This is a genomic window from Nocardioides aquiterrae (assembly GCF_039526625.1).
Classification (GTDB): Bacteria; Actinomycetota; Actinomycetes; order Propionibacteriales; family Nocardioidaceae; genus Nocardioides; species Nocardioides aquiterrae.
This window is the reverse complement of the sequence record NZ_BAAAJE010000002.1, coordinates 305,368-317,152: the sequence shown is the minus strand read 5'-3', so window position 1 is coordinate 317,152 and position 11,785 is coordinate 305,368. Positions and strand designations below refer to the sequence as shown.

Annotated in this window: 13 protein-coding genes; 11 read left to right on the top strand and 2 right to left on the bottom strand. The window is 70.0% G+C overall.

The window, feature by feature from the left end:
- Positions 1-6 precede the first annotated feature (6 nt).
- The 3 genes from ABD086_RS04040 to ABD086_RS04030 all read left to right on the top strand — a co-directional run bounded on the left by ABD086_RS04040 (position 7) and on the right by ABD086_RS04030 (position 2,712).
- A complete protein-coding gene (locus ABD086_RS04040) occupies positions 7-2,190 on the top strand; it encodes an MMPL family transporter (protein ID WP_343905883.1) in 2,184 nt (727 codons plus the stop codon).
- A 53-nt stretch (positions 2,191-2,243) separates the two neighbouring features.
- Complete coding sequence (locus ABD086_RS04035; protein ID WP_193591305.1) at positions 2,244-2,426, top strand: hypothetical protein; 183 nt, start codon at positions 2,244-2,246, stop codon at positions 2,424-2,426.
- Between the two features lie 82 nt (positions 2,427-2,508).
- Positions 2,509-2,712 carry a YgaP family membrane protein gene (locus tag ABD086_RS04030; RefSeq protein ID WP_343905879.1) on the top strand — a complete coding sequence of 68 codons (204 nt, stop codon included), beginning with the start codon at positions 2,509-2,511 and terminating at the stop codon, positions 2,710-2,712.
- A 489-nt stretch (positions 2,713-3,201) separates the two neighbouring features.
- On the opposite strand, the gene ABD086_RS04025 is transcribed toward ABD086_RS04030, so the two are convergent.
- Complete coding sequence (locus ABD086_RS04025) at positions 3,202-3,669, bottom strand: hypothetical protein (RefSeq protein ID WP_141003361.1); 468 nt, start codon at positions 3,667-3,669, stop codon at positions 3,202-3,204.
- 164 nt (positions 3,670-3,833) lie between these two features.
- Here ABD086_RS04025 and ABD086_RS04020 point away from each other — a divergent pair, with 164 nt between their 5' ends.
- Positions 3,834-4,061: a DUF2188 domain-containing protein gene (locus ABD086_RS04020; RefSeq protein ID WP_141003360.1), complete on the top strand. Its 228-nt coding sequence runs from the start codon at positions 3,834-3,836 to the stop codon at positions 4,059-4,061.
- A 212-nt stretch (positions 4,062-4,273) separates the two neighbouring features.
- On the opposite strand, the gene ABD086_RS04015 is transcribed toward ABD086_RS04020, so the two are convergent.
- Positions 4,274-5,119 (bottom strand): PIN domain-containing protein, encoded by an 846-nt coding sequence (locus tag ABD086_RS04015; RefSeq protein ID WP_181410975.1) that lies wholly within the window; start codon positions 5,117-5,119, stop codon positions 4,274-4,276.
- A 534-nt stretch (positions 5,120-5,653) separates the two neighbouring features.
- Here ABD086_RS04015 and ABD086_RS04010 point away from each other — a divergent pair.
- The 7 genes from ABD086_RS04010 (at position 5,654) to ABD086_RS03980 (ending at position 11,740) form a co-directional block, all read left to right on the top strand.
- Positions 5,654-6,607 (top strand): hypothetical protein, encoded by a 954-nt coding sequence (locus tag ABD086_RS04010; RefSeq protein ID WP_296211294.1) that lies wholly within the window; start codon positions 5,654-5,656, stop codon positions 6,605-6,607.
- A 61-nt stretch (positions 6,608-6,668) separates the two neighbouring features.
- On the top strand, positions 6,669-6,887 hold the full coding sequence (locus ABD086_RS04005) for a hypothetical protein (protein WP_343905868.1): 219 nt from the start codon (positions 6,669-6,671) through the stop codon (positions 6,885-6,887).
- The gene (locus tag ABD086_RS04000) at positions 6,884-7,744 is read left to right on the top strand and encodes a CpaE/TadZ family protein (RefSeq protein WP_343905866.1); all 861 of its coding nucleotides are present in this window, start codon (positions 6,884-6,886) and stop codon (positions 7,742-7,744) included. Before ABD086_RS04005 ends, ABD086_RS04000 begins: the two co-directional genes overlap by 4 nt.
- Positions 7,745-7,782: 38 nt before the next feature.
- The gene (locus ABD086_RS03995; RefSeq protein ID WP_056890610.1) at positions 7,783-8,076 is read left to right on the top strand and encodes a hypothetical protein; all 294 of its coding nucleotides are present in this window, start codon (positions 7,783-7,785) and stop codon (positions 8,074-8,076) included.
- 1 nt (position 8,077) lies between these two features.
- Positions 8,078-8,962, top strand: a complete 885-nt coding sequence (locus ABD086_RS03990; RefSeq protein WP_343905858.1) for a hypothetical protein — start codon at positions 8,078-8,080, stop codon at positions 8,960-8,962.
- A gap of 1 nt (position 8,963) precedes the next feature.
- Positions 8,964-9,761: a hypothetical protein gene (locus ABD086_RS03985; RefSeq protein WP_343905856.1), complete on the top strand. Its 798-nt coding sequence runs from the start codon at positions 8,964-8,966 to the stop codon at positions 9,759-9,761.
- The gene (locus tag ABD086_RS03980) at positions 9,758-11,740 is read left to right on the top strand and encodes a type IV secretion system protein (protein WP_343905854.1); all 1,983 of its coding nucleotides are present in this window, start codon (positions 9,758-9,760) and stop codon (positions 11,738-11,740) included. The genes ABD086_RS03985 and ABD086_RS03980 overlap by 4 nt, the downstream gene beginning before the upstream one ends.
- Positions 11,741-11,785: the final 45 nt, after the last annotated feature.

Below are 11,785 nucleotides of genomic sequence, written 5' to 3'. Positions count from 1 at the left end.
TCTCTCATGACGTCGACGGCCACCCGCCGCCACGCCCAGACCCCGCCCGACGCTGACCCGTACGGCATGGGCTACCGCCCCGGTCCCCTCGGTCGGCTCGGCCTGTGGGTCACCCACCACCGCAAGGCCACCGCCCTGGTGTGGCTGCTCCTCGTCATCGGCCTCGGCGCCTTCGCTCCCAAGGTCGAAGCCAACCTGTCGGGTGCCGGCTGGCAGGCCGACGGCTCCGAGTCCGTCGCCGTGCGCGAGCTCGCCACCAAGAACTTCGGCGGCAACGCGAGCTCCGCCATCCAGGTCGTCATCCACTCAGGCGGCGGCCCCGTCACCAAGGGCACCGGTGCTGACGTCATCGACGAGGTCACCACCATCCTCAAGGACGAGCCCCGCATCGCCGACGTCGTCGCACCCCAGCCCGGCGCCACCTTGAGCCAGGACGGCGAGACCGCCGTCATCCTCGCCGGCGCCGGCGCCGACCCCAACGAGATGGTCCGCGTCGCCGACGACCTTAAGGCCGAGCTCGAGGCCCTCTCCGGGAACGGCATCGAGGTCAACCCGACCGGGGCGTCCCTGCTGTGGTCGGACTTCAACGAGGCCAACCTCGACGCCATGCTCAAGTCCGAGATGGTCTCGTGGCCCGTCACCCTGGCCATCCTCGTCCTCGCGTTCGGTGCCCTCGTCGCCGCCGGCCTGCCGCTCATCTTGACCCTCGCGGGGCTCGTCGCCTCGGCGGGCTCACTGGTGCTCATCAACGAGCTCGTCCCGGTGTCCATCTGGGCGATGAACTTCGCCATGATGTTCGCCCTCGCGCTCGGCATCGACTACGCCCTGTTCCTGGTCGTTCGCTTCCGTGCCGCCCGCATGGGCCACCACGAGACGCCACGCCAGGCCATCGCCGAGACGATGGACACCGCCGGCAAGGCCGTCCTCCTCTCCGGCGCCACCGTCCTCGTGTCCCTGACCGCAGTGATGCTGGTGCCGTCACCGGCGTTCCGGTCGATGGCCGGCGGCATCATGCTCGCCGTCGTCTTCGTCCTCGCCGCCACCCTCACCCTGCTCCCGCTCGTGCTGTTCAAGCTCGACGACCGCATCAACAAGGGCGCGCTCAAGTGGGTCCACTCCGGTGAGCACCGCTCGGCCAGGTTCGCCGCCTGGGGCGAGCGCCTGTGGAAGCGACCCATCGCGTTCGGGCTCGCGTCCCTGGTCGTCCTCCTCGTCCTCGCAGCCCCCGTCCTCGGCCTCAAGACCGCGATGCCGTCCATCCAGGTACTTCCCGATGACGCCAGTGCACGCATCGGCTACAACCAGGTCCAGGACGCGTTCGGTGACGGAGCTCCCGGCACCCTCCAGATCGTCACCGACGCCTCCGACGCCAAGGCCACCGCCAAGGTCCTCACCGCCGACCCCGGCATCGCCGGCGCCATGCCCGCCCAGCCCGCCTCCGACGGCAGCGACGCCGACCTGGTGCTCATCCAGGCCGTCCCGACCGTCGACCCGTCCGACCTCGAGCTCTCCACCACCGTCGACCGGCTCCGTGCCGACCTGCCCGACTCCGCCCTCGTGGGTGGCGCCGCGGTCGAGAACCTCGACCTCAAGACCCAGCTCGACGACTCCACCCCGCTCGTCATCGGCGTCGTCCTCGCCCTCGGATTCCTGCTGCTGCTCATCGCCCTGCAGGCGCCGCTCATCTCACTGCTTGGCACGCTCGCCAGCCTGCTGTCGACCGCCGCCGCGTTCGGCGTCGCCCGCCTCGTGTTCCAAGAAGGGATCGGCGCCGACTTCCTCGGGTTCGAGTCCCAAGGGTTCCTCGACGCATGGGCGCCGGTGTTCTTCTTCGCGATGATCTTCGCCATCGCCATGGACTACACCGTCTTCCTCCTCGCCTCCGCCAAGGAGCACTACGAGAAGTCCGGCGACCCCAAGGAAGCCATGGTCGGCTCGCTCGCCCACTCCGGACGCGTCATCTTCGCCGCCGGCGCCGTCATGGTCGCCGTGTTCTTCACCTTCGCGCTCTCCGGCCCCCTGCCCCCCAAGGAGATGGGCATCGTCCTCGGCGTCGCCGTGCTCCTCGACGCGTTCCTCGTCCGCCTCGTCCTGCTACCCGTGATGCTCCGCCTCACCGGCAAGGCCGCCTGGTGGACCCCCCGCTGGCTCACCCGGGTGCTGCCGAAAATCACGTTCTCGCACGGCTGAGCCTGTATCGACGCCTCACATCCCGCACACACACCCTCAGAACGGAGCACCTCATGTGCCGACCAACTCGATGCAAGACCTGCGGCAAGACCACCTGGGCCGGCTGCGGCCAGCACGTCAGCCAGGTCAAGGCGGGCGTCCCCGCCAAGGACTGGTGCGACGGCCAGCACACACCGGCCGAGAAAGCGGCCGCCGGTTCCGGCGGCGGCTTCCTCTCGAAGCTCTTCGGCCGCTGACCCCCTGAACCGGTGGGGGCGCGCACTCCCCCCGGCGCGCCCCCACCACCTCCACCCGCAAACTTCACTGACAGGACCCCTGATGAACCTCGACCGCGCCGTCCTCGGCCTCGCCGGAACCATGACCGTTGCAAGCGTTGCGCTCGCTGTCTTCGTCTCCACATGGTGGTTGCTGCTCACCGCGTTTGTCGGCCTCAACCTGCTTCAAGCCAGCGTCACCGGGTTCTGCCCGGCCGCCGCCGTCTTCCGCCGGTTCGGCGTCGAAGCCGGCTGCGCCCTGCGCTGAGGTCCGTCCACCGAACGTTCGCACCCCGCCGCGAGAAGTTCGTCGTCTCAGGGATCGTTGCGCGGAGCGTGACCAGAAGCCGATCCTCTGTGACACATCAAGGAGCGCGTCCTCAAGGGTGCGCCATATGAGACGCCCGACGATCGGGCACGCGGTCGAGCCCTTCAACGCCAGGCCCGACTTGCTCGCCGTATGGCTTGCCGCACGCGGCTCGATGGTGAGGGCCATTGTCTCGGCGACCTTGCCCTCATCGGGTGCCACGGCACGCGACCCACGGAGCGGGAGGCTCCTGGCGCAGCGCACCGCCGCGTCGCAAGGCCCGCGGTCTCGGCTTCAGTCAGTCGCCCCGAGTCTCGACTCGCCCCGGCCTCTGCTCGGGTTGAGGGGACTCACGGATATCTGGAACCACGGGATCCGGAAGCGGCTCAAGCCGCGGCCGCTCCGGCGGCTCCGGACGCTCCGGCGGTGCCGTGTCGTCACTCATGCGGATCATGAAAGCATGAGCCGGACCACCAGCGCGACTGTTTCGATTGACAGTCCGAGCACGCCGATCGCGATCGCCGTCTGCATGTGCTCAAGCTTCCGATAGTTGTACGCGTGGTGTTCATCGTGGCGGATAGCCAAGCTGTAGTGGAGGTGGGCGATCCCCTCGTAGCTCGGCAGGTCGAGAGTCGACTCGATCAGCCGTGCGCTCAACTCGAACTTGAACACGCGCGGCTTCAAGATGTATAGCGCACTCCCGGCGACCACGACGAAAGCCAGGAGGGCGAGGATACCGACGATATCGACGGCACGGGTGTCACCGAGGCCGAAGGCGGCCGCCACAATGGCACCGAAGCCGACCAAGCCAATGGCGCGCTCGCGCACCGTCTGTACGCGCTCGCTTTGTCGGTCGATCGACCGCCTGGCCTCCTCAAGCATCAACCGGTACTCCGGATCCCAGTCGCGTGCGGCCATGACGACAGAGCCTAGTTGCCTGAATCGGAGCATTCGCTGAGCCGAAAGCTCTTTCCGTGGGTGCCGCGCTCACTGCAGGAAGTGGACCCGTCCACGGGTCCAGATGGACTGAGATGATGGCAGCCTTGGCCCCCTCGCCGGAGGGCGCCGGAAGGGAAACGGTTATGGCCGACAAGAAGAACATTCACACGGTGCCGACCGAGGACGGGTGGGCCAACCGCCGCGAGGGTGGAAAGCGCGCTTCGAGTACGCACGACACCAAGGCCGAGGCGCAGGCGGCCGGTCGCGCAGCGGCGAAGAAGGATGGCGTCGAGCACCTGATTCACAAGAAGGACGGCAAGATCGGAGAGCGCAACTCATACGGCAACGACCCTCACCCGCCGAAGGGCTGAGCGACAGATCGATTGGGCCGGTCAATACTTCCTACGGCCAGCATGAGCAAGTTGCCCACCTCGTCGGGCATGTTCGCCAGCGCGATCGAAGAGGTGCACGCTGCAGCTCGTGTCGAGGACCGCGCGCAGGGTCAGCTTCGAGCGCGACTTGGCGTTCGAACGAGCGATGAGGGATGCGCTTCGCGAACTCCTCGGCTTCTGGTCCTCGCGGATCAGTCTCCCTTGGTCCTTGGTGGGGTAGGTGCATGCCGCGGCATCAGCCCGGAGGCGCCGGCACGGAACGCGGCACCCCCGTCTTGGGTGAGAAAGAACATCTGACTCGCCGGGTGGCCGATGAAGTCGCGCAGCACGAGCAGACGCTCGACCAACTCGTCATCGTTGTTTGGCAGCCGTCGGTGGCTCAACGGGTCGAACAGGAGTTGCGCAGTTACGGCGCCCCGCGCGGGCGTCTCATCACGGATCTGGCGCGGCTTGCCTGGATTGTCAGCCAGCAGGTTGTAGAGGAACTTGGTGGCACCGAGGACCTTCGGACGTGTGTCGCGGCGGTGTGACTTCTCATCGAGTTCGTCGATCACCAACAGCGGGACCACGATCCGCAGCTCGTCCTGCATTGCCGGGTGACTGAGCCCGGTGGCGTCGGCGAGCGCTTGGTGCCAGTCCAGGGCATCGAGATCCCTGGAGGTCTTCTCCATCCAAAAGTTGGTGTCGATCAACACGTAGTTGGTGAACTGACCGTCGTTTGGCGACCACGCCTCGGCTTGCTGCGCGACGGCATCCGCAGTCGCCTCGAGTACCCGCCGGCGATGCTGGAGCTCGTCGGTGATCACGTTGACGGTGGTGAGGACAGAGGTCCTGTCCGCCTGCGTCGCCCAGTAGCGCGGGGTGGTGATCAACCGGTCCAGATCGCTGGGGGAGAGCATTCCCTGAAGCATGCGGATCTGGTCGGCCGCCCAGCGCAGATAGCCGTCGACGACGTCGGTTGCGCCCCCGGACACCGAGTGGGTGGCGTTCGCGGCCGACCGTAGCGTCTCGGCCAGGTGGTCGCCTGTGCCGCTCATGGGCCAGACCATGTTTCGACGGTCCACTACACACCTTCCTCACTTCGGAAAGCGTACGGACACTGCCACGGCTGGTCTGTTCTAGCCAAGCTGGTTCACCTCAGCGAAGTCCTTGAGCAACAGCCACCTGCCTGCGTCCGGAGGCCCAGCCTCGAGCTGGGGTTCGCGGCGCTCTGAGAACTCGGCACCCAACAACCTGGCCCAGCGCCGGACGTCGTTGGCGATGGCCCCGCCCGGATCTATCCCCGGCTCGCCTCGTGCGGTCCTTGACCAGACGCCGAATGTCTAGCTGATCAGTGTTGAAAGAACCATCTGGTCCGTTTGGAAATGTTCGCTGCATCTCGACACTGACGTCGCCGCAAGGGCCTGGCCGGAAATTTCCTGAACTTTCGGGGGGACGCCCTCTGACCTGCGCAAACGCGCGTCCCCCCTCAGTGTCCCCCCTCGAGATCAGGGGTTTGGGGGGACGGATGCGGGGACGCCCGCTCGCGACCTTTCTGCCGTGCACAGCCACGGACGAAAGGAGCGAGTGCGATGAGTGTGGGCGACCAGCTCGGCCTCGACGACAACAGCGAACTGCTCGACCAGGCCCGCCAGAAGTGGCCGGCCTGGGTGGCCACCGATCCGCGCCTCGGCGTGGTCGACAACTTCGACGACCTGCGCTCCTGGCTGCCGACGGTGGACCACGAAGAGTCCGACCAGGTCCTCCTGGCGCTGGCCATGCTGGCCGCGCCCGACGGTGGTGACGACATCGCGGCTGCGGCCGCGCTCGCCAAGTGCCTGCTGCCCGGCGCCTGCCGGCTCGCTGGCTGGCTGAGCACCCTTCCGCCGCGCGAGGTCTTCCGCGACAGCCAGCCGGTCATGGCGGGCACCTGGTCGGCGGTCGAGCGGGTCGACGAGCTGGTGGCCTCGCAGCTGTGGATCGAGGTCCGCACGTTCAAGTGGCGCCGGCTCCGGAAGGTCGCGGCCAACATCTTGATCAACACCCGCGTCGGCGTGCTCCGCGAGGTCGGCGACTTCTTCTACGTCTCCCGGGCCGACCGCACCTGGGCGAACACGACTCTCGTCGAGTCGTTCTCGGCCGGCGACCTGACGAGCGCCGACGGCGGCGCCGGCTACTCGGCCGAGATGCCGACCGAGCGGGTCACCGGCGCGCTGTTCCACCGCCCGGAGATCCTCGCCGACGCCGGACCCGAGCAGGAGGAGCCCACGGCCACTGAGGAGCTCCTGGAGCTGCTCGCGTGGGCGTGCGACCACGATGTCATCAGCCCCGCCGACCGGTACCTGCTGCTGTGCCTGGTCGAGGAGGCCGACCGGGTCGAGACCCGGCGTCTGGCGCGCGGCTACGGCGGCCTGCTCAGCAACGAGGTCTCCAGCCGGGTCGCGCCCCGCATCGGGGTCTCGGAGGCAACCGTCCGACGCCACGGCTCGCGCACCGTCCGCGCCCTCGCCGCGGCCGCCCCCAGGAAGTTCGGCCATGACGAATAGGCCCGGAAGTGATCGCTCGCACCGCCCCGCGACACATAGGCGACTGGAGGTGGTGAAGCCCATGACAAACACCCACGACGGCGAGACCCGAACGCCGGAGCAGGTCGCGGAGCTGTTCGCGATCGCCGGCCGCGAGATCGAGGCCATCGAGCAGCTGACCGGCTGCGTCGCCCAGCTGCACGAAGTCCAGGCCGCCAAGGCACAGCTGGCGACCCTGACCCCGGCCGAGGTCCGCGCCGCACTCGAGTTCCGCCGCGGCACCATTGGGGAGGTCCAGTGAGCACCCGAGTCATTGCACAGGCCTCGAGCCGCCCGGTCGGCGTCGACGAGCTCAAGCGGGCCTGGAACGCGGTGAGCGCCGGTGAGTTCCGCACGAGCCCGGGAGCCGGTTGGGGACCCCGCGGCCGCGGCACCGCCGCCGAGGAGGACTGGACCCCGGCCGACGGCGAGCACACCATCGCCGTGATCGGTTGCGCCGGGTCGGTCGGCGCAAGCACCGTCGCCCTGGCAGCTGGTCTCGCTGCCGCCGCCCCGGTCCGAGTCATCGAGTGCTGCTCGGTCACCGCCTCCGGGCTCGCCGCGGCCAGCACCGCCGAGCTCGGCCTGCACCCAACCGACTGGCGCCAGGGCAAGCGCGACCACGTCCTGCTCGAGCGCGCCAGCGAGGTCCTCGCCGGCGTCGACGAGGTCCCACTGCCCACCGACGCCGAGCACGACACCCAGCTGACCATCCTCGACATCGGCTGGGAGGCCGGCCAACTGCTGGCCACCGACTGCTGGCTCGCCGAGGCCGTCCGCACCGCCGACCAAGTCGTCCTGGTCACCACCGCCACCGTCCCCGGGATGCGCCGCGCCGGAGTCGCAATGGACCTCCTCGCCGGCCACTGGCAGCCCGAGCAGATCACCCTCGCCATCCGCGGCCCGCGCCGCAAGAAGTGGCCCCGCGGCCTGGAGCACGCCGGCGGCCCCGCCGTCCGCCGCGCCCTCGACGCGGACCGGTGCGTGGAAATCCCCGAGGACCGCGAGCTCGCGGTCAACGGCCTGGACTCCCGGCCCGTCCCGGCCCCCCTGATCTCGGCAGCACGTCAGCTGCTCGAGCCCCAACACCTGTCCACCGACACCAGCGAAAGCGCCTGACCCGCCCGGGTCAGCAACCCCAGAAAGGAAGTCCACCCATGGACGTCATGACCGCACTCCTCCCGATGGCCGCCCAGGTCTGCCCGAAGGCGCCCCCGGGTGCTGTCGGCCCCACCAACGAGATCACCAGCTACGTGCTGTGGGGCGTCATCGTCCTGTTCGGTCTCGGCATCATCATCGCCATCGGCGCGATCATCGCCGGCCGGGTGTTCTCCCTGCCGCACGCCTCCAAGGTCGGCGTGATCTCGGTGGTGGTCGTGTTCGCCTGCGCGATCGCCTACCTGGTGCTGCCCGGGATGCTCAACGGGATCCTCGGCAAGGGCTGCATCTGAGATGCGGCGCGCAGCCACGAAGAAGGCAGAAGGCACCAGCGAGTGGAGCCGGCGCCGGTTGCTCGGCATCCTTGCCGCCGCCGTCGCCGTGGCTGCGCTCCTGCTCGGCGGCCTCGTGTACGCGGTCTACCTGGCGGTCTCCGGCATCGGTGGCGAGGCCAGCGCGAACACCGGCGTGGCCACCGGCGAGACCGAGCGCTCGGCGGTGGCCCGCGGTGCCGCGCATCGCGACGAGATCGCGGCCGAGCCGATGCTGACCGTGCCCGAGAGCGCGGCCTTCCCGGCCGAGACCACCAGCGTCCAGGCCCCGGAGATCAAGATCCCGACCGGGACCGGAGTCAACGGACCCGCGTTCGTGATGACCGGGTTCCCGCAGACCCCGGAGGGCGCGATCGGCCAGCTGGCCCAGATCGACCTCGCGGTGCTGCAGTCGATGAGCCTGAGCACCGCCGAGGAGGTCTACAACGCCTGGGCGCTGCCCGGCGGGGTCCGGGCGGAGGACTGGTGGATCACCGCCAGCGTCCGCGCGTTCCTCTCCAGCACCGGGATGGGCGAGGTCAAGGACCCCAGCGCCTCGGTCTCCCTGGAGCCCGCCGCCGCGCTCGTCAAGGGCACCGACGGCCCCGACTGGGCCACGGTCTGCGTGCTGATGAAGGTCAGCGCCACCTACAAGTCCGAAGGCCAGATCGCCTTCGCGCACTGCGAGCGCATGCAGTGGGTCGGCGGCCGCTGGATGGTCGCCCCCGGCGCCCCGCCGGCACCCGCACCCGCGACCTGGCCCGGAACCCAGCTGGCACACGAGGCCGGCTGGCGCACCTGGTCCACCGACCACACCACCGAACCCACCAACCCCGGCGACCACGGCGACCACGAAGGGGAGCACTGAGATGAGCAACCGCATGAACGAGTCGATGGGCGAGTCCCGCACCACCCTGCTGCGCGTGGGCGTCCTGGTGGTGATCGCCGCACTGGTGGCGACCGCCGTCTGGCTCGGAGCGCGCGGCCGGACCGATGACAGCGGCGGCACCGACAACACCAGCGGCGACTCCTCGAGCCAGACCGGGCAGCAGGGGCAGAACGTCTCGGTCGATCAGGTCGCCCCGGAGACCGCCCCCGCCGACGGCGTGGTGATCCCGACCGGAGCCGACCAGGTCGACGGCTACCCGACCCGGTTCCCGCAGACCGACCTGGGCGCGGTTGCGCTGCAGGTCGAGGTCGCCAAGGCGCAGGTCGGGTTCGACTACGACCAGGCCGCCGCCGTCGCCGGCCTGTACGCCAACCCCGAGGACAAGGCTGTCTTCGAGCAGCGCGCCCGTGACGCCGTCGCACTGCGCCGCCAGCAGGCCGGCGTCCCGAAGGAGGGTGACGTCCCCCCGCCCGCGTCGTACGCCGTGACGCCGATCGCCTACACCCTCGAGGAGCTCGACACCGGCTACTACGCGGTGAACCTGCTCAGCTACGTCACCCTCACCACCGCCAACGGCAAGGTCAGCGACGGCCTCTACGCCGGCACCCAGCTGATGCGCTGGATCGAGGTCGACGGCGTGGGCGACTGGCGCCTGGTCCAGGGCAGCGATGAGGACATCGAGCACCTGGTCTCCACCGGCCAGCCCAAGGCGGTCGCGCCCGGCACCCCGGAGTACAAGCAGGCCGGCTGGATCCCGATCAACGGAGCCCCCCAGTGACCGCCGGCGACCTCTTCCACCGGGTAACCCGGCTCGGCATCGGCGCCCTGGCGGTCCTGGTCCTCACCACGCTCCTCGGGGCGGCCATGGACATCCAGCCGCCCGCCGCGGCCGCGGCCGAGCAGCCGGCCGCCACGGCGCACGTCGCCACGGTCGAGACCGCCGGCCAGCTGCCGGCCCGCAACGTCAAGATGGGCTGCCCCGGCCCCGACGCGCTGTGCGACCTCGGCGGTGACGCCGTCGACTGCGCCAAGGACCCGATCGACTGCGGCAAAGAGGCAGCCGGCGGTGTCAAGGACGGAGCTGGCAACCTGATCAACGGCGCCGGAGACGTCCTCGACGGGGCCGCCGGGCTGCTCCCGGACGGCTGCGGCATCCTCGACGCGATCTGCGACGGCGGGCTCCCCGGGCTCCCGGGCCTGCCTGGCGTCCCCGGTCTGCCCGGGATCCCCGGCCTCCCGAACGTCGGCGACCTGTTCGGTGGCGGCATCCCGGGCCTCGGCGACATCCCCAACCCGTTCGAGGCCATCGGCGACGTCATCGCCAAGGCCGCGGCCGACGCCTGGACGGCGGCCATGCTCGCGGTCTGGAACTCCGGCCTGTTCGTGCTGCGCATCGTGCTCACGTTCAGCGAGCTGTTCTTGACCCCCGACCTGCGCGCCGACGGACCGGGCAAGGACGTCTACGCCTTCACCCTCTGGCTCGCGCTCGCCCTGGTGGTCATCTTGGCGATGATCCAACTCGGTGCTGCGGCCTTCAAGCGCGAGGGCAAGGGGCTCGCGCGGGCATTCATCGGCGCCGGCCAGTTCGTCTTGGTCTGCGCCTGCTGGTTCGGCTACTGCGTGATGATCGTCGCCGCGTGCGGCGCCATCACCAAGGCGCTGATGAAGTCGCTGCTCAAGGTGCAGACCTGGCCCGACTGGGACCCCCTGGGCGGCCTCGGTATCGACGACATCACCGACGCCGGCGTGGCCACCGCGCTCGCCTTCCTCGGCATCTTCCTGTGGCTGGCCGCGATCGGGCACGTCCTGGTCTACCTGGCCCGCGCCGCCTCGCTGCTCGTGCTGACCGCCACCGGCCCGCTCTCGGCGGCCGGGCTGGTCTCCGACTTCACCCGCTCCTGGTTCTGGAAGAGCCTGCGGTGGTTCCACGCCGCGGCGTTCACCCCGGTGCTGATGGTGATGGTGCTGGGCATCGGCGTGCAGTTCGCCAACGGCGTCGCCGCCCACCTCGCCGACGACACCGCCAAGGCCTTCGGCACCGCCCTGCCGGCGGTGATGACGATCCTGATCAGCGTCGTCGCGCCGCTTGCCCTGTTCAAGCTCCTGGCCTTCGTCGACCCCGGCACCCCCAGCGGAGCGTCGTTCCGGCAGGGCATGGCCATCCAGGGCGGCCTCCAGGGCCTGCTCAGCGGTGGCGGTGCCGGCGGCGGCTCCTCGGCCGCGTCGACCACCGACGGCAACGGCCGGTCCTCAGGTGAGCAGAGCGCCGAGGCCTCGACCGGTGACCGGTTCAACAAGTCCACCCAGGGCGTCCTCGGCAGCTTCGGCCCGGTCGGGCAGGCGCTCTCGACCGGCATGGGCTGGATCAACTCCGCCGGCGCCAAGGCCACCTCCCTGATGTCGGACGAGACCAACCAGGCCGGCGTCGGGCAGAGCACCTACGGCCCCGATTTCAGTGGCATGGGTGGCCGCCAGTCCGGTGGCCAGTCCGGCGACCAGAGCAGCGGCACGCACCCCGGCTCCCAGAACAACGGCGACGACGACCCGCCCCCGAACCCGCCCATGCCGCCGGCACCGCCGACCCCGCCGACGCTGCCCACCGGTGGCGCACCGGGCGGCGGCTCGGGTGGTGGCCAGAGCGGGTCCGGAGGAGCCGCAGCTACGCCCAAGACTCCCGCCGCCGGTGGCGGGGGAGCGGCCGGCGGCGCCGGCGGGGCTGGTGCGGCCGCCGGCGGGATCCCCCCGGTGGCGGTGTAGCCGATGCGCCCCGCGACCTGCCCGCAGCCCCGATCGACCTCTACT